The organism is Streptomyces netropsis (genome assembly GCF_014203545.1).
Lineage (GTDB): Bacteria > Actinomycetota > Actinomycetes > Streptomycetales > Streptomycetaceae > Streptomyces > Streptomyces netropsis.
Genome location: NZ_JACHJG010000001.1, coordinates 580,343 through 598,157, shown reverse-complemented (window position 1 = coordinate 598,157; position 17,815 = coordinate 580,343). Strand labels below are relative to the sequence as shown.

The window sequence follows — 17,815 nt, the reverse complement described above, 5'->3', positions numbered from 1 at the left end:
GCCGGCCGGGGTCAGGCGGGCTTGCGTCTCGCGGTGGCGCGGGCCGGGGCGCCGCGCCCGGGGCCCTGGGCGGCGATGGCGGCGCGGTAGCGCTCGGCGGTGCCGATGGCGGCCTGCTCCCAGGTGAACCGGGCCAGCACGCGCTCGCGGCCCGCGGTGCCCAGCCGGCGGCGCAGTCCGGCGTCGCCGAGCAGCCGGCCCAGTGCCGCGGCGAGCGCCCCCGCGTCACCGGGCGGCACGGCGAGGCATGTCTCGCCGTCGGGGCCGGCGACCTCGGGGATGGCGCCGCCGGTGGTGGCCACCAGCGGGGTGCCGGTCGCCATGGCCTCGGCGGCGGGCAGCGAGAAGCCCTCGTAGAGGGAGGGGACGCAGGCGATCTGTGCCGAGCGGACCAGGTCGACGAGCTCGGCGTCGGTGATGCCCTTGACGAACTCGACGGCGCCCTCGAGCCCGTACCGCTCGATGGCGGCGGCGACCGGGCCGCCCTCGGCGCGCTTGCCGACGACGACGAGGTGGGCGTCGGGGTTTTCCGTACGGACCTTGGCGAGCGCCTCGACGAGGTGGACGAGCCCCTTGAGGGGGACGTCGGCGCTGGAGGTCGTGACGATCCGGCCGGGCACCTCGGCGACGGCCGGGTCCGGGGAGAACAGCTGGGTGTCGGCGCCGATGTGGACGACGTGGATGCGCTCGTCGCGCACCCCGAGGTGGTCGACTATCTCCTGGCGCGAGGAGCCGGAGACGGTGAGCACGGACGGCAGCCGCCGGGCGACGCGCTTCTGCATCCGGGTGAAGCCGTACCAGCGGCGCACGGAGGCACGGCGCTGCCAGCCGTCGGCGGCGTCGAGGTCCAGCTGCCGGTCGACGGTGATGGGGTGGTGGATGGTGGTGACCAGGGGGGTGCCGAGGTTGCCGAGGAGGCCGTAGCCGAGGGTCTGGTTGTCGTGGACGACGTCGAACTCGCCGCGGCGGGCGAGCAGATGGCGGCGGGCCCGCAGGCTGAACGTGAGCGGCTCGGGGAAGCCGCCGGTCCACATGGTGCCGACCTCCAGCGCGTCGATCCAGTCGCGGTACTCGTCGCGCTTGGGCGTGCGGAAGGGGTCCGGCTGACGGTAGAGGTCGAGGCTGGGCAGCTCGGTGAGGCTGACCTCGCCGGGTCCGGTGCCCTCGTCGAGGACGGGGTAGGGCTGGGAGCCGATGACCTCGACGGTGTGGCCGAGACGGGCGAGTTCACGGGAGAGGTGGCGTACGTACACGCCCTGGCCGCCGCAGAACGGGTTCCCCTTGTACGTGAGCATCGCGATGCGCAGCGGTCGGCCGACGTCCTGGTCCAGGAGGTGGGGTGTCGTTGCCTCAGCGGCCTCAGCGGTCACTCCCGGCCTCCTTCTCACTGCGATTCCGCCGGAGCGTAACCGGTCGCGCTAATCTAGAACAAGTTTCAGACTGAGTCGTCCAGAAGTCTCGAATCTACCGGCCTCACGGGGACGCGCCGGATCCGGATCGGGTGATTCGCGCCACGACCCGGCCCCTGCCATGCTGTGCCGTCCGGGCTGTACAGACACCGCTGGATGGATTGCCACGGAATGGGACATATGACGACGGAACCCAAGTCGGCGACCACGTCGGTCGCGATCGCCTCGTCCGGTCTCCCCCTGACCGAGCGTCAGGAGGCGCGGCGGCGCCGCATCCTGCACGCCACCGCCCAGCTGGCCAGCCGTGGCGGCTTCGACGCGGTGCAGATGCGGGAGGTCGCCGAGTCCTCGAGCGTCGCGCTCGGCACGCTCTACCGCTACTTCCCCTCGAAGATCCATCTGCTGGTCGCCACGATGCAGGACCAGCTCCAGCATCTGCACGAGACGCTGCGCAAGCGCCCGCCCACCGAGGAGGAGCCCGCCGCCCGCGTCGCGCAGACGCTGATGCGGGCGTTCCGCGCGATGCAGCGCGAGCCGCATCTGGCCGACGCGATGGTGCGCGCCCTCACCTTCGCCGACCGGTCGGTGAGCGCCGAGGTCGACGCCGCCTCCCGGCTGACGACGACGATCATCCTGGACGCGATGGGCCTGACCGTCCCGCCCACCTCCGCGCAGCTCTCGGCCGTACGGGTCATCGAGCACACCTGGCACTCGGCGCTGATCACCTGGCTGTCGGGGCGGGCCTCCATCGCGCAGGTGAAGATAGACATCGAGACGGTCTGCCGGCTGATCGACCTGACGACGCCGGCCACCGGCCCGACGGCGGGCGCAGCGGCCGGCGGGCGCGCCAAGTCCGGTCGTACCCCCACGAGTCGCAGCAAGCCGGGCCGCGCCAAACGGCGCTGACCGCCGCGTACGACCACCTTCCCACTCCGGCGTCCATGGGCAGGGGGAGGCGCATTCGCTCACACTTGGGGCGCACGCCGCGAGATTCGTGCGCCCTTGCGCCCCCCGCACGTTCGGTTTCGGCACCCGTGACAGTGGCACACGCCGGTAAGTATTTACCGACGTGCCCGACGTAGCGCTCGCTACCCGGGGAGCGCGAGCGGGGAGAGGCGGGAACGTGATCCGGGTCCTTCTGGTGCACGACACCTATCTGCTGAGGACGGCGCTGGCAGCGCTGATCGGTAGGGAGACCGATCTCGAGGTCTCCTCGACGTCCTGGCCGGGAGCCGTCGCGACCTCGCGGACGCTGCGGCCACAGGTGTGCGTGGTGGACATGGACAGCCCCGACGCGGTCGGCCCGCGCGGCATCCGGGAGCTGTCCCGCCGATGTTACGAAGGGGGCGACGGTTTCTCCTTGCTGGCCCTGGCGAGCGCGGGACGGCCGGGCCCCCTGCGCCGGGCCTATGAGGAGAGGGCCCTGGGGTTCTTGAGCAAAAACGCTTCTCCCGATCGGCTGGTCGAGGGCATCCGGCATGTCGCCAAGGGCGAGCGCTACGTCGACGAGTCACTCGGCTTCGGCTTTCTGGAGGCGTCGGAGATGCCACTGACGCGACGCGAACTCAGCGTGTTATCGCTGGCCGCCGAGGGCGCCTCCATCGGGGAGATCGCCCGCAGTCTGTGTCTGTCGAACGGGACCGTGCGCAACTACATGGCCGCCATCACCCGCAAGACCGGCGCCCGCAACCGGGTGGACGCCATACGGATCTCCCAGTGCGCGGGGTGGGTGTAGCCGTGGCCGGAGGGCCGGCGGCGGGCCCGTCTCACACGTGCCCCGCGTGCCAGCGCCCCACCAGATCGCGGTAGAGGACCGAGGAGTCGAGCAGTTCGTCGTGGCGCCCGCAGACGGCACGGGCGCCGTCCATCACCAGCACCCGGTCGGCCCTGCGCGCGGAGCTGATCCGGTGCGCCACCACGATCAGGGTGCCGGGCCGCTCGGCGAAGGCGCGCTCCGCGCGCGCCTCCGCAGCGGGGTCCAGATGACAGGTCGCCTCGTCCAGCAACACCAGCGGCGCGGGGGACAGATGGGCCCGGCCCAGCGCGATGAGCTGCCGCTCCCCCTGTGAGAGCGCGGCCGGGTCGACGTGCGCGTCCAGCCCGCCCAGCCGCTCCACCAGCGCTTCGAGGCCCACGGCCGCCACCGACGCCGCGACGGCCGCCGGGGGCGCCCCGCCGGGGCGGAGGTAGAGCAGGTTCTCCCGGACGGTGCCGGTGAAGACGTAGGCCTGCTGCGGGATCAGCACCCGCTGCCGCGCCCACTCCCGGCCCGGGGCCGCCGCCGGCCCGGTCACGGGCTCCCCCGCCACCCGCACCTCGCCCCGGTCCGGGGCGAGCAGCCCCGCGACGAGTCCCGTCAGGGTGGACTTGCCGATGCCGCTCGGGCCGACGACGACCAGGTGCTCACCGGGCTCCACCACCAGGTCGAGGTCCCGGACGACGGGGTGGGCGCGCGGCCCGTAGGCGAACGTCACCGACCGCAGCTCGACGCGCGGCGGGTGCGCGGGCGCCGCCGGCGCCCTGTCGTCGCCGTGCGCGGGCAGGTCGCCGACGGCCCCCGAGGTGAGGCGGTCGAGCACCACCAGCAGCCGGGTACCCGCCGCCCCGAGCGCGTTCATCAGGGTGTGCAGGGCGGGCAGCAGCGCCTGGACGAGGTAGGTGAGCGCACCGAGCAGCTCGCCGGCGGTCAGGCCCCGGTCGAGCAGCCAGGGCGCGGCGACGAGCAGCAGCACCACCGGCAGCTGCCCGGCGACGCCGAGCGCCAGGGCGCGGACCGCCGCCCAGGTGGCGAGTGAGCGGGCCGCCCGGACCTCGGCGGCGATCAGCGCGTCCGCCCGCCCGGCAGCATGCCGCTCCGCGCCGCACGCCACCACGTCGCGCAGCCCCTCGGCGAGCGCGCCGAACTCGGTGGACAGGCGTTCGTCGGCGACGAGGAAGTCCTGCTGCCGGTCGGCCATCGGCGCCAGGGTGGCCACGAACAGCGCCAGGCCCAGCAGCAGGGGCGGCACGACGACCAGCAGCAGGAGCGGTGCGAGGGAGGCGAGGCCCAGCAGCGCCCCCGCCGCGGTGAAGACGAACGAGCGGGCCACCAGCACCAGCCCCGCGAAGCTGTCGCGGGCCAGCTCGGTCTGATGGGTCAGCCGGGAGACCACGGCGCTGTCCGCCCGGCCTCCGCCGGTCACGGCCTCCCCCAGGGACCGCGTCACCACCCGGCGCACCAGCCCGTCCCGGAGCGGCTCCACGAGATCGGCCAGGCCGCGGAACACCCCGCCCGTGGCGAGTCCCCCGACGACGATCGTCACGGCGGCGAGCGCCAGCCAGCCGAGCCCGACGCCGGTGCGGCCCGCCAGGAACCCGTCGTCGAGGGCGCGAGCCACGCTGTAGCCGCCGAGGAAGGTCTGCGCGGACTCCAGCAGGGACCAGCCGCCGAGCATCAGCAGAACGCGCTTGCGGCCCGCCAGGAAGCGCCTGGCCTTCGGCAGGACACGGCGGGCGGGACCGGGCCGGGTGCGGGTGCCGGTCACCGGACCGCACCCCGCTCGGCGGTCCGCCTCCCGGCGGGGACGGCGGCCCGGGCCCGGTCGCGTCCCGGCGGAGTGCTCCGCCGCCCCGCGGCGGGGACGGCGGCCCGGACCCGCCCGCTCCCCGGGGGGACGACCCACGCGACGTCATTCACCGGCCCGCCCCCGTTCCGTCGGCATGTCCGGCAGCCCCTCCGCCGCCTCCGCCTGCTCGGGCTCGTCCGCGAACACCGCCCGGTAATCGGCCAGTTCCCACAGCTCCTCGTGCGGGCCCACGGCACGGATCCGGCCGTTCTCCAGCCAGGCGACGCGGTCCGCGCGGGCCGCGGAGGAGACGCGGTGCGCGATCAGCAGCCGGGTGCCCGCCCGGACCTCGCCGACCAGCGCCCGCCCCACCTGGACCTCCGTGACGCTGTCCAGGCTGGAGGTGGCGTCGTCGAGCACCAGCAGCCGCCCCGCGTGGGCGAAGGCCCGGGCCAGGCCGAGGCGTTGCAGCTCACCGCCCGACAGCGGCGCGTCGGCGAGGGCGGTGGCGTACCCGCGCGGGAGCAGCCGGATGAAGCGGTCCGCGCTGGCCGCCCGCGCGGCGGCCTCGACCTCGTGCGCGTCGGGGGCGTACGCCCCGAAGGCGACGGCCCCGCCGACCGTGTCGCCGAACAGCGCGGGCCGCTCGAAGGCGTACCCGATCTCCCGCCGCAACTGCCCGGGGTCCGCCTCGGTCAGGGGCACGCCGTCGAGCAGCACCTGTCCGCTGCCGGGGTCGGTCAGCCGGCCCGCGACGGCGGCCAGGACGGACTTGCCCGCGCCGGAGCGGCCGACGACGGCCGTCGTCGTACCGCCGGGGACCACCAGGTCGACGCCGCGCAGCACCTCGCAGCCGCCGCGGGTGACGCTCACGCCCCTCAGTTCGAGCCGGCCGGGGCCGTCCGGGGGCAGGGGCCGGGTGCCGTACGGCATGGCGGGCAGCGCCAGGAGTTCGGCGGTGCGGCGGGCCGCGGCGCGGCTGCGCACCAGGGAGTTGAGCTGACCGACGACCGAGCCGACGCCGGCGGCGAGGGCCGCGTAGCGGGTGGCGGCCAGCAGTTCGCCGACGCTCAGGTCGCCGGCGGCGAGGCGCACTCCGCCGACCGCGAGGACGGCCGTCTGCAACAGCGGCACCAGGATGCCGCCCTGCACCACGGCCCGCCCGTACACCTGCCACATGCGCCGCCCCTGGGCGGCCAGTTCGGGCAGCGGTGCGAGGACCCGGTCGCGTTCGCGCCGGACGGTGCCGGCGGCGGCGACGGTGCGGGCGCCGCCCAGGGCCTCGACGAGCCGGGCGGCGAGTTCGCCCTGGACGCGCTGGTAGCGCGAGACGCTGTCGGAGGAGCTGCGGGCGAAAGCGCGCAGGAAGAGGAAGAGCGCCGGTGCCCCGGCGAGGAAGACGGCGGCCAGCCAGAGGTCGATGAAGGCCAGGGCGATCAGCCCGCCGAGCGGGGTGAGGAGCGCGGCGAGGCCGGTGGCGGCGGTCGTCGGGGCGGTGCCCGCCTCGGCGGCGTTGCCGGTCAGCCGGGTGACGAGGTCGCCGGGGGTGAAGCGGGAGGCGCGGTGCGGGCCGGCGGCGAGCAGGCCGCGGGCGCCGAGGCGGCGGAGCCAGGAGCCGCCGCGCGCGTTCGTGGTGCCGGTGACGAAGGCCGTCAGGGCTTCGAGGAGGACCTCGGCGCCGATCAGGGCCGCGCACAGGGCCGTCCAGAGGTGAGGGGAGCCGCCGTGGCCGAGGATCAGGTCGAGGGTGTGGCCGAGCGCGGCGGGCAGGGCGAGGGCACAGCCCGCGGTCACCGTGCTGAGCAGGCAGATCGCGGTGGTGCGGCCGGCGCTGTGCCGGGCGGCGGCCAGCAGCAGCCGGTCGGCGTCGCGCCCGGCGGTGTCGCGCGCCCGTGCGTCGTCGTCCGCCCGGCGTTCTGCGGCCGGTTCGGAGTCCGTGGCTCCCGGCGTGCGGGGCGTCGTGGCCATACGCGGTGGGTCCTCGTCCGTGGGCGTGGCCGGGGCGCGAACCGGTCCCGGGCGGCGGTGCGCCCGGGACCGGTTCGACCGTGTGCGTGGGTTACGTCACCACGATCGTGGCGTGGCGGTCTGCGACCGCCGTGCGCCCGCGATCAGTTGCAGGTGACGACCGACAGGCTGCTGTCACCACAGAGCAGCAGGCTGGCGCGGCTGCCACCGCCGCCGCCGTGGCCCAGCTCGCCGGTCACCTCGGTCTTGGGGGTCTCCATCGTCTGCAGGTCGAGAAGGGTCATGTCAGTTCCTCTCACTTGTGGGGACGGGGTGTTTTTCGGTACGACCCCGAAGGGCCGGCTCTGTGGGCCGCCGGAGCGGCGGGAGGAAGGGCAGGTGCACCGGTGTGGGGTGCAGGGCGCTGCCCAGGGCGAGCAGACAACCTGCGGTGCCGGTGGACAGGTCCATCGACAGGCGCATCATCTGCTCGCCGGGGAAGGCCAGACGGCCCTGGAAGGGGACGGCGCCCCAGGACAGGGAGCCGATCTGGCGGTGCAGGTCGGCCGGGGCGGTGCCGGGTCCGTCGGCCGTGGTGCGGCTCAGGTACAGCACCATGCCCGCGGTGCCCCGGAAGAGGTTGGGCTGGGCGTAGAAGGTGGCCTGGGCGGCCCGGACGATCCGGCCCCGCGCCTGCTCGAACTCCGCGTCGGGCCGGTGGGCGAGGTAGTCGTCGAGGAGCATGCCGATGCCGACGCTTCCGGCGCCGAGGTAGGGCATGGTGCGCCAGCCCTCGTCGACCTGGAGGACGTCGCCCACGCCGAGGACGCAGCGGGCGAGGTCGCGGCGGAGGGCGTCGGCGGCGCGGTCGAGGAGCGCGGGCTCGCCGGTGCGTTCGTAGAGGCGCAGCAGGAGCAGGGCCGTGCCGGTGGCACCGTGGAGGAGGCCGGCGCGGGGCTTGCCGCCCGCCTCGCCGACCGGCCTGGTCATGACCAGTTCCGCGCAGCGCAGGGCCGCGTCGTGGAGGGCGCTCTCGCCCGTGGTCGTGGCCAGGGAGTCGAGGGCGAGACCGATACCGGCGAGGCCGCTGTGCAGGTCGGGGGCGATGTGGTCCCAGTCCTGGGCGGTGATCGTCTCGGCGAGTTCCAGGGCGCGGGCGCGGTGGCCGAGCCGTTCGAGGACCCAGGCGACGCCGGCGAGTCCGTCGTAGAAGCCGAGGGGGGTGCCGGGTCGGGGGCTCTTGGTGTGGTGCAGCAGCCATTCCTCGGCGTCGCCGCACCGCTCGCGCCCGCCGGTCGCGTCCAGGGCGTACAGCACGCCGGCCGCGCCGTGGGCGAAGCAGATGCCGCCGCCGGTGGCGAACTGGGCGATGTCGCCGGGGAAACAGCGGTCCTCGCGCTGGGGGGTGGCCGAGGCGAGAATGGCCTCCGTCATGGAATCGCGGCTGCGCGGCCAGTCGGCGAGGCCGACGGGCAGGTAGTCGGCGGCGGTGACGGGTGCGGCGGCACGTGCGGCACGCACGGCGCGCGGCCCGTGGACGATCTCCGCGACCGCCTCGTCGAAGTAGCCGGGCGGCACCGGGAACTGCTCGCGCGCCGTCTGCGCCAGGTGCGCCGCCTTGTGCGGGTCGACGGCGAACAGGCTCGTCAGCGGCAGGAAGAGGGCGATGCGCAGACAGGCCAGGGCGTAGCGGTCGACGTCGAAGCCCTTGCGGTCGGCCGGGGCGACGAAGCCGGGGTTGGCGATGGTCTGGCGGCGGCCCTCGTCGATGTGCGCGGCGGCCTCGAAGTCGAGGAGGACCACGGACTCCTCGTCCTCGGCGACCATGATGTTGAACAGGTGCAGGTCGTTGAAGACGATGCCGCGCGCGTGGACGGCGTCGACGGCCTCCTCGACCAGCCGGTACAGCCGCATCGCCCAGTCCGTGTAGGCGGCGAGGGCTTCGGCGCCGGGGTCGGGGTCGACGAGGGGGTGCCGCCGGGCGAAGAAGGTGTTGAGCGGCCGGCCCTCGACGAACTCGAGCACCAGGAAGTGGTGGTCGCCGAGGGTGAAGTAGTCGTGCACCTCGGGGGTGTACGGCAGCCCCGACAGCTTTTGCAGGGCGTCCCGTTCGCGCTGCAACCGGGTCACCGCGTCGGCGCCGTCGGCGGCCAGGCCCGCGTGCGGGCGGCCTTCCTTGAGGACGACCTGCTGGTCCGTGCGCAGGTCGGTGCCGACGTAGACGCCGCCGCCGTTGGAGAAGTGCAGGGCGCGGTCGATCCGGTACGGGATGTCGCTGACCGTCGTCGCCGAGCGGGCGGCGAGGTGCGGGGCGAGGAAGTCGGGGAGGGTGATCCAGTCCGGGACGTGGAAGGCCGGGTCCCGGCGGTCGGGCACGAGCACCCCGTCGGCGTTCTCGACGGCCGGGCACAGCTCGCCCTTGTCGTCGTAGCAGTGCCGCTCGGTGAAGCTGCCGTACCGCACGTACACCGGCCCCTCGCCCCACCGCAGGTCGGTGAGGATGTACGGGCCCGCCTCGCCGGTCAGCAGGGCGTCGAGGTCCTCGGCGACGGCCCGGCACTGCGCGTCGTCGGCGGGGTAGACGGTGATGAACTTCCCGCTGCCGCCCCGGTCGGCGTACTTGGCGTTGCGGGTGTGCAGGAGGTACGGGCTCGGCACGCACTTGAAGGCGATGCGCCGCGGTACGCAGTAGTCCCAGACGGCGGCGAGGATCCGCTCGGCGTTGTCCAGGCACGCGGAGACGTGGATCTTCCAGCCCTGGTTGGGCAGTTGGGTGTCGAGGGGCCGGAAGGCCGTCCAGTCGCCGATGCGGTGGCGCTGCCAGTCGGCGGGCGGCTCACGGCGGGCGATCGCGTAGAAGGCGGAGGGGCCGTCGCCGTCGACGGGCAGGCGGTGCGGGGCGTCGTAGAACCGACGGTCCGCGTCGCAGTAGACGGCGTAGCCCTTGTTCATCGCACTCCCTCGTCCGGTGACGTCGTGAGGGTTCCACGGCGTCACCGGGAGGGGACAGTCGCGAATGTCATGAACCCGCTATGAGGAACGCACGAGTAACAAGGCGACACATGTTCCGGTTGTCGGCTCTCCGTTCCGGTTGCTCGCGCCGTCCCCGGGCGCCGGTCATTCGTCCTCGGGCGGGAAGACCGCGGCGCCGTCGCCGAGGGCCCGGAGGGTGATGGCCTCGACGGGGCAGCTCTCCGCGGCGGCGAGTACGGGCGCGGCCGCGTCGGTCTCCGGCTCGGTCGGATGGGACTGCCGGGCCGTGTCGAGCCGGAAGGCCCACGGGGCGAGGCCCGCGCACATCCCCGAGCCGACGCAGACGCTCCGGTCGACCTCCACCTGCCAGCGCCCGTCCATCAGAGCGCCTCGTGGCCGGCGGGCAGGTGGATCGTCTTGTGTTCCAGGTAGGCGGCGAAGCCCTCGGGCCCGAACTCCCGCCCCAGGCCGGAATTCTTGTAGCCGCCGAAGGGGCCGAGCATGTCGAGGCTGAAGGTGTTCACGGAGTACGTGCCGGTGCGCACCCGTCGCGCGACGTCGATGCCGCGCTCGACGTCGCGGGTCCAGACGCTGCCGGAGAGTCCGTAGTCGGAGTCGTCGGCGATGCGGACGGCCTCCTCCTCGTCCTCGTACGGCAGGAGGCAGACGACCGGGCCGAAGATCTCCTCGCGGGCGATCCGCATCGTGTTGGCGACGTCGCCGAAGAGGGTGGGCTCGACGTACCACCCGCTGTCCTGCCCGGCGGGCCGGCCGCCCCCGGCGAGGACCTTGGCGCCCTCGCGCTGCCCGAGCGCGATGTAGTCCAGCGACCGGCGCCGCTGGCGCTCCGCGACGAGCGGGCCGATCTGGGTGGCGGGGTCCAGGGGGTCGCCGACGACGAAGGCGGACGCGGCGGCGGCGAAGCGTTCGGCGAGTTCGTCGTAGTGGGCGCGGGGTGCCAGGACGCGGGTCTGGGCGACGCAGGTCTGGCCGTTGTTCATCCAGGCGGCCGGCACGATGCCGGCGACGGCCGCGTCGAGGTCGGCGTCGGGGAGGATGACGGCGGCGGACTTGCCGCCGAGCTCCAGGGTGACGCGGGTGAGGTTGCGGGCGGCGGTCGCCATGACGCTACGGCCGGCCTCCACGGACCCGGTGAAGGACACCTTGTCGATGCCGGGGTGCCCGACGAGGTACTCGCCGACCTCACGGCCGGCGGGCAGGATCGACAGCACGCCCTCGGGCAGCCCCGCCCCGGCGACGATCTCCGCGAGCAGATACGCGTCCAGCGGCGTCTCCGGGGACGGCTTGAGGACGACCGAACAGCCGGCCAGCAGCGCGGGCGCGAGCTTGGCGGCCGCCACGAACTGCGGCGCGTTCCACGGCACGACGGCCGCCACGACCCCGACCGGCTCCCGCCGCACGAGCAGCGGCCCGAGGACGCCGGCCCGCCGCTCCTCGTAGGGGAAGTCCCGGGCGACGGTGATCGCACAGTCCCAGACCATCATGGCGCCGAGCGCCTGCCCGAGGACGCTCCAGGAGTAAGGGGAACCGTTCTGCGCGGAGACGACCCTGGCGATCTCCTCGTGCCGGGCGGCGATCGCGTCCTTGATCCGCGTGACGACCTCGATCCGCTCGCCGAGCGGCCGCCGGGCCCAGACCCCGGACTCGAACGCCGCCCGCCCCGCCGCGACGGCCCGGTCCACGTCGGCCCGACCGGCGTGCGGCACCCGCCCGATGACGTGCTCGGTGTGCGGCGAGACGACGTCGATGGTGTCCGTACCGGCCGGATCGACCATCACCCCGCCGATGAAGAGCTGCCCGTGCTCGATGACTCCGCGCATCCGCACCACCTCCCACGACGGTTCGGGGACCCGACCCCGATCTGACGCTGCATCAGAACTGATAGCAGTTCCGATGGACAGGGGCAACAGTCGCCTCACGGATCGCTTCGCGGCGGGCAGGACACGGATGCCGGCGCCCGGCGCCCCGCCGGGGCGGGTGGCCCCGCCGGGGCCGCGCCCCGCCACCGCGCGCGGTGGCCCGCCCGCGCGGGCCGTAGCGGGCTGACCGCGATCGCCCGGGACGGGCGAGCAGCCCCTGCGCCGCCCCGCGCGGCGACCGCCCCCGGGCGGACGAGCCCACCCCCACCCAACGCCCGCAGCCCGCAGCCCGCAGCCCGCAGCCCCGCGGACGCGAATCCGTCCGGAACGGCCAGGCCCCTCCGGGCCCGGCGGCCGCCCCGCACCACGCCATCACCGGCCCACCCGCCCGGAGGGCCTCATCCCGTCCCAGACGGACAAAGCACCACCCGCCGCGCCGCGATACGGCCCGCGCCGTCGTCAGCCCACCGCCGGAGGGCCTCCGCGGGCACGGATCCCGTCCGGGACGGAGGAGCCCGCCCACCCCACACCCCCGCCCAGAGGGCTTCCGCGGATCCCGTCCGGAACGACAGAGCGCCTACCGGCCCGGCGGCACCCGCCCGCACCGCACACCGCGCGATCACCGCCCACCCGCCGGAGGGCATACGCGGATGCGCATCCGTCGGGAACGGGCAAAGTGCCTCCCGGCCCGCCGCACCGCGATACGGCCCCCGCCGTCCTCAGCACCCCGCCCGGAGGGCCTCCGCGGGCGCGGATCCCGTCCGGAACGGACAAAGCACCACCCGCCCCGCCGCGCCGCGACACGGCATCCGCGCCGTCGCCGTCCCACCCGCCCGGAGGGCATCAGGTGCCCGTAATGCGACAGCTAAAGTGTGCGTGACAACTTCATCCCGCCTCGGAACGGGGAAAGCCGGTGCGAATCCGGCGCTGACCCGCAACCGTGAGCGCGGCCCGCACCCCGGTGCGGTCGTGCGAGCCGGAGCTCCCGCTCCGTGGCGGCAGGTCCCCGGAGCCGGTCGTGCCGCATGCGGTGCCGTCCGGACACCGGCACCGTCGAGGTATACGGAGCCGACGTCCCGGTGCCACCGCGCGAGGTGCGCGGCTGGGCGGCCGTGCGAGGCTGTGCACCACCCGTAGCACCCAGCCGTATGCCGCCCACCGCAGCGACACCCACCGAGAGGCACCGACTTCCATGGCCCCCTCCTTCGCCGTCCACGCGCGCCGCGGCGCCGCGGCCCTGGCCACCGCGGCCGTCCTCAGCGCGGCCGTGGCCCCTGCCGCGTTCGCCGACGGCTCACCGTCCCCGGCCACCGCACCGGGGCTGTACGGCAAGAAGGACCCGCAGTTCGACGGTGTCTTCCGGCAGTCCCTGGCCCTTCTCGCGCAGAAGGCGACGAACGTCGCCCCGCCGAAGCAGGCCACGGACTGGCTCGCGGGGCAGCAGTGCGCGGACGGCGGCTTCGCCGCGTACCGGGCGGACACGGCCAAGGCGTGCGACCCCAAGGCTGGCGAGTTCACCGACCAGACCGCCCTCGCCGTGCAGGGCCTCGTGGCCGCCGGCGGGCACGGCGACGCGGTGAAGAAGGGCCTGGACTGGCTCAAGGCCCATCAGAACGAGGACGGCGGCTGGGGCATGACCCCCGGCTCCCCCAGCGACCCCAATTCCACCTCCACGGCGATCGGCGCGTACGCGGCCGCCGGTCAGGACCCCGCGAAGGCGACGGCCAAGGGCGGCAAGTCCCCCTACGACGCGCTGATCGGCTTCCAGCTGGGCTGTGACCAGAAGGAGGACGAGCGCGGCGTCTTCGCCTACCCGGACCAGAAGGGCAAGCTCGCCCCCAACGACCTGGCCACGACCGCCGCCGCGCTGGCCGCGCTCGGCAAGGGCTACCTCGTCGCGCCCGCCAAGGGTGGCGACATGCCCGTCAAGCCGCTCGAGTGCGCCGACGACGAGTCGGCCAAGCCCAAGGACGCGCCGTCCGCCGGTGCCGCCGCGGCCGCCTACCTGGCCGCGAAGCTCGACGCGAACGGCGGCTTCCTCAGGACCTCCATGCCCGGTACCGCCGAGGGACCCGACGCCGGTCTCACCACCGACGCTGCTCTCTCCCTTGCGGCGGGCGGTCACCTCGGTGCCGCGGACAAGCCCCTGAAGTGGCTGCACGCCGAGACCAACGAGACCGCCGACTGGGCCAAGGGCGACCCCGGCCGCCTCTCCAAGCTCGTCCTCGCCGTCCACGCCGCCGGTGCCAACCCGCGCGACTTCGCCGGCGTCGACCTGGTGCAGCAGTTGACCGCGACGGGCCCCAAGGCGGAGGCTTCTCCGTCATCGACGGAAACCAAGGACGAGAAGAAGAAGGACGACGACACCATCGGCATCTGGTGGATCGTCGGCATCTTCTTCGTCGCGAGCGTCGGTGTCGGTTTCCTGATCAGCGGCCGCAACAAGAAGCAGCAGCTGTGACGGTGGCGCGTTCCGCCGCGCGAGCCGTCGGCGCGCTGCTGATCGCCGGGTTCCTCGCCGTCCTGGGGGCCGTGCCCGCACAGGCGGCGGGGTACCGGTACTGGTCGTTCTGGGAGCACACCGGCAGCGGCTGGGCGTACGCCACCCAGGGGCCGTCGGTGCTGAGGCCGGACGACGGGGACACCGTCGGCTTCCGGTTCGCGGTCAGCGAGGACTCCGCGCACGCCGCGCAGCCCCGCGACAAGGGCGACTTCTCGGCGATCTGCGCCGCTACGCCCGCGAAGGACGGCAGCAAGCGCGTCGCGGTCGTCCTCGACTTCGGCACGCCCGAGCACGCACCGGGCGGCCGGCGCCCGCCCGAGCGGCGCACCGCGTGCGCGCAGGTGGGTGAGGACGCCAGCGCCGGTGACGCGCTGGCGGCCGTCGCGAAACCGCTGCGCTACAACTCCAGTGCCCTCCTGTGCGCCATCGCGGGTTACCCGACGTCGGGCTGCGGTGAGCAGGTGGGCGCGCAGGAGTCCGGGCAGCGGCCGTCCGCCGGTGCGTCCGGTGCCGAGAAGTCCGGCGAGTCCGACGACGGGGACGACGGCGGTCCCTCCGCCGGTCTTCTCGTCGGTGTCGCCGCCGTGGTCGTCCTCGGCGCCGCCGCCGTGTGGCAGGCCCGCCGCCGGCGCGGATGAGCGACAGGAACCGGCCCCCGCACGCCGGTGACCCGACGACGGCGCCCGTCACCGCACGGGCGTCCGCGCTGCACGCGGGCGCCTGGTGGATATGGGCGCTCGGACTGGCCACCGCCGCGTCGCGCACGACGAACCCGCTGCTGCTCGGCCTGCTGGTCGCCGTGGCCGGATATGTGGTGGCCGCGCGCCGCACGGACGCGCCGTGGGCGCGCTCGTACGGGGCGTTCCTCAAGCTCGGGCTGGCCGTGATCGTCATCCGGCTCGTCTTCGCGATCGTGCTCGGCTCGCCGATCCCGGGCACGCACATCCTCGTCACCCTCCCCGAGGTCCCGCTCCCCGCCTGGGCGAAGGGGGTGCGCATCGGCGGCCGGGTGACCGCGGAGGGGCTGGTCTTCGCGCTGTACGACGGCTTGAAGCTGGCCACGCTGCTGGTCTGCGTCGGCGCGGCGAACGCGCTCGCCAACCCGGCCCGGCTGCTGAAGTCCCTGCCGGCCGCGCTGTACGAGGCGGGGGTGGCCATCGTCGTCGCGATGACCTTCGCGCCCAACCTCGTCGCGGACGTACAGCGGCTGCGCGCCGCCCGCCGCCTGCGCGGCCGCCCGGACCGGGGCCTCAAGGCCCTGCTCCAGGTGGGGCTGCCGGTGCTGGAGGGCGCGCTGGAACGTTCGGTGGCGCTGGCGGCGGCGATGGACGCGCGCGGTTACGGCCGCAGCGCCGAGGTCCCGCGCGCCGTCCGGCACACCACGACAGCGCTGACGCTGGGCGGACTGCTGGGCGTCTGCGCCGGTACGTACGGACTGCTCGCCGACCAGGGCGCGGGCTACGGCCTGGCGGTGCTGGTGGCCGGACTGGCCGCCGCGCTGGCGGGCCTGTGGCTGGGCGGCCGACGCTCGGTCCGCACCCGCTACCGGCCCGACCGGTGGGGCACGCGCGCGTGGCTGGTGTCCGGCTCGGGCGCGGCGGTCGCGGCCCTGACGATCTGGGCGAGCTCGTACGCCCCGCAGGCCCTGCACCCCCCGGCCGTGCCGCTGACCTCGCCGCAGCTGCCGCTGTGGCCGGCGGCGTCGATCCTGCTGGGCCTGCTGCCGGCGTTCGTGGCGCCGGCCCCGGCGGGGCACCGGACGCCCGGGCGGGGGTCACGCGCCGTCGCCGAGCGGGATGCCCCGGCTGGGGAAGCTCCCCCGCCGCGACGACGCGCGACCGCCACCGGGGAGCCCGGCGCCGGCCACCCCACCCACACACCCCACTCCGAGGAGACCCGGTGATCCGCTTCGAGCAGGTGTCGGTCACCTACGACGACGCCGCAGCCCCCGCTCTGCAGGGGGTGGACCTCACCGTCCCCGAAGGGGAGCTGTGCCTGCTCGTCGGGCCGTCCGGCGTCGGCAAGTCGACGCTGCTCGGCACCGTCAGCGGGCTCGTGCCGCACTTCACCGGCGGCACCCTGCACGGCCGGGTCACCGTCGCGGGCCGTGACACCCGCGCGCACCGGCCGCGCGAGCTCGCCGACGTCGTCGGCACCGTCGGCCAGGACCCGCTGGCCCACTTCGTCACCGACACCGTCGAGGACGAGCTCGCGTACGGCATGGAGTCCCTGGGCCTCGCGCCCGACGTGATGCGCCGCCGCGTCGAGGAGACCCTGGACCTGCTGGGGCTCGCCACCCTGCGCGACCGCCCCATCGCCACCCTCTCCGGCGGGCAGCAGCAGCGCGTCGCGATCGGCTCGGTGCTGACCACCCACCCCGAGGTGCTGGTCCTCGACGAGCCGACCTCCGCGCTGGACCCGGGCGCGGCCGAGGAGGTCCTCGCCGTGCTGCAGCGTCTCGTGCACGACCTCGGCACGACGGTCCTGCTGGCCGAGCACCGGCTGGAGCGGGTCGTGCAGTACGCGGACCAGGTGATCCTGCTGCCCGCGCCGGGCGCGGCCCCCGTCGTCGGGGACCCCGCCGAGATCATGGCCGTCTCGCCCGTCCACCCGCCCGTGGTCGCCCTGGGGCGGCTCGCGGGCTGGTCGCCGCTGCCCCTGTCCGTCCGGGACGCGCGCCGCAAGGCCGGCCCGCTGCGGGAGCGGCTGGCACAGCTGGACGCCCCCGACGCCCCTGCCGCCCCGGAAGGCACGGCCGTCACGGGCGCCGAGCCCGCGTCGGTGACCGGGCTCGGTGTCCGGCACGGCCGGGTGGTCGCCCTGCGCGACGTCGAGCTGTCCGTACGGGCCGGGGAGACCGTCGCGCTGATGGGCCGCAACGGCGCGGGCAAGTCGACGCTGCTGCGCACGCTGGTCGGCATGCACAAGCCCACCTCGGGATCGGTGCGGGTCGGTGGCGTGGTCCCGCAGAGCACGGCCCCCGCCGAGCTGCTGCGCCACGTCGGCCTCGTGCCCCAGGAGCCGCGCGACCTGCTCTACGCGGACACCGTCGCGGCGGAGTGCGAGGCCGCCGACGGTGACGCGGCGGCGGCGCCGGGCACCTGCCGGGCCCTGGTCTCCGAGCTGCTGCCGGACGTGTCCGACACCACCCACCCCCGCGATCTGTCCGAGGGCCAGCGGCTGGCGCTCGCGCTCGCCGTGGTGCTGACCGCGCGGCCGCCGCTGATCCTGCTCGACGAGCCGACCCGCGGCCTCGACTACGCGGCCAAGGCCCGGCTGGTGGAGATCCTGCGCGCCCTGGCCGCCGAGGGCCACGCGATCGTCCTGGCCACGCACGACGTGGAGCTGGCGGCGGAGCTGGCGCACCGGGTGGTCGTCATCGCCGACGGAGAGATCGTCGCGGACGGCCCGACCGCCGAGGTCGTGGTCTCCTCCCCGGCCTTCGCACCCCAGGTCGCGAAGATCCTCGCACCGTTGCCCTGGCTCACGGTGCCGCAGGTACGCACCGCCTTGCGGGAGACACCGTGACACCCGACGAACCGGCCGAAATCCCAGCCC

Annotated in this window: 13 protein-coding genes and 1 riboswitch; of the genes, 6 read left to right on the top strand and 7 right to left on the bottom strand. The window is 74.9% G+C overall.

The features are described 5' to 3' along the window. Nucleotides 1-11 precede the first annotated feature (11 nt). Nucleotides 12-1,370, bottom strand: coding sequence for a glycosyltransferase family 4 protein (locus FHS38_RS02690; protein ID WP_184730213.1), 1,359 nt, complete (start codon nt 1,368-1,370; stop codon nt 12-14). 219 nt (nt 1,371-1,589) lie between these two features. Here FHS38_RS02690 and FHS38_RS02685 point away from each other — a divergent pair, with 219 nt between their 5' ends. Next, nucleotides 1,590-2,315: a TetR family transcriptional regulator gene (locus FHS38_RS02685; protein ID WP_229821873.1), complete on the top strand. Its 726-nt coding sequence runs from the start codon at nt 1,590-1,592 to the stop codon at nt 2,313-2,315. A gap of 217 nt (nt 2,316-2,532) precedes the next feature. Then, nucleotides 2,533-3,144 (top strand): response regulator transcription factor, encoded by a 612-nt coding sequence (locus FHS38_RS02680; protein WP_184730211.1) that lies wholly within the window; start codon nt 2,533-2,535, stop codon nt 3,142-3,144. Nucleotides 3,145-3,175: 31 nt separating this feature from the next. Here the strand turns inward: FHS38_RS02680 and FHS38_RS02675 are convergent, their stop codons facing one another. The 6 genes from FHS38_RS02675 to FHS38_RS02650 form a co-directional block, all read right to left on the bottom strand. Next, on the bottom strand, nt 3,176-4,843 hold the full coding sequence (locus tag FHS38_RS02675) for an ATP-binding cassette domain-containing protein (protein ID WP_184731096.1): 1,668 nt from the start codon (nt 4,841-4,843) through the stop codon (nt 3,176-3,178). A gap of 234 nt (nt 4,844-5,077) precedes the next feature. Further along, a complete protein-coding gene (locus FHS38_RS02670; protein ID WP_184730209.1) occupies nt 5,078-6,922 on the bottom strand; it encodes an ABC transporter ATP-binding protein in 1,845 nt (614 codons plus the stop codon). Nucleotides 6,923-7,065: 143 nt separating this feature from the next. Next, a complete protein-coding gene (locus FHS38_RS02665) occupies nt 7,066-7,206 on the bottom strand; it encodes a SapB/AmfS family lanthipeptide (protein ID WP_184730207.1) in 141 nt (46 codons plus the stop codon). Between the two features lies 1 nt (nt 7,207). After that, a complete protein-coding gene (lanKC, locus tag FHS38_RS02660) occupies nt 7,208-9,853 on the bottom strand; it encodes a class III lanthionine synthetase LanKC (RefSeq protein ID WP_184730205.1) in 2,646 nt (881 codons plus the stop codon). Between the two features lie 165 nt (nt 9,854-10,018). Continuing rightward, nucleotides 10,019-10,255, bottom strand: coding sequence for a ferredoxin (locus FHS38_RS02655; RefSeq protein ID WP_184730204.1), 237 nt, complete (start codon nt 10,253-10,255; stop codon nt 10,019-10,021). After that, entirely contained in the window at nt 10,255-11,715 is a 1,461-nt protein-coding gene (locus tag FHS38_RS02650) for an aldehyde dehydrogenase (protein WP_184730202.1), read from the bottom strand. The genes FHS38_RS02655 and FHS38_RS02650 overlap by 1 nt, the downstream gene beginning before the upstream one ends. 894 nt (nt 11,716-12,609) lie before the next feature. After that, a riboswitch (cobalamin riboswitch) is annotated at nt 12,610-12,727 on the top strand. Between the two features lie 219 nt (nt 12,728-12,946). Here FHS38_RS02650 and FHS38_RS02645 point away from each other — a divergent pair. Genes FHS38_RS02645 through FHS38_RS02630 form a run of 4 tightly spaced genes read left to right on the top strand, consistent with a single transcriptional unit; the run spans nt 12,947 to nt 17,785 of the window. Then, the gene (locus FHS38_RS02645) at nt 12,947-14,215 is read left to right on the top strand and encodes an SCO2321 family membrane protein (protein ID WP_184730200.1); all 1,269 of its coding nucleotides are present in this window, start codon (nt 12,947-12,949) and stop codon (nt 14,213-14,215) included. Continuing rightward, entirely contained in the window at nt 14,212-14,895 is a 684-nt protein-coding gene (locus FHS38_RS02640; RefSeq protein ID WP_373301751.1) for an SCO2322 family protein, read from the top strand. Before FHS38_RS02645 ends, FHS38_RS02640 begins: the two co-directional genes overlap by 4 nt. Beyond that, the gene (locus tag FHS38_RS02635) at nt 14,892-16,160 is read left to right on the top strand and encodes an energy-coupling factor transporter transmembrane component T (protein ID WP_184730198.1); all 1,269 of its coding nucleotides are present in this window, start codon (nt 14,892-14,894) and stop codon (nt 16,158-16,160) included. Before FHS38_RS02640 ends, FHS38_RS02635 begins: the two co-directional genes overlap by 4 nt. After that, a complete protein-coding gene (locus tag FHS38_RS02630) occupies nt 16,157-17,785 on the top strand; it encodes an ABC transporter ATP-binding protein (protein WP_184730196.1) in 1,629 nt (542 codons plus the stop codon). Before FHS38_RS02635 ends, FHS38_RS02630 begins: the two co-directional genes overlap by 4 nt. The last annotated feature ends 30 nt before the right edge of the window (nt 17,786-17,815 follow it).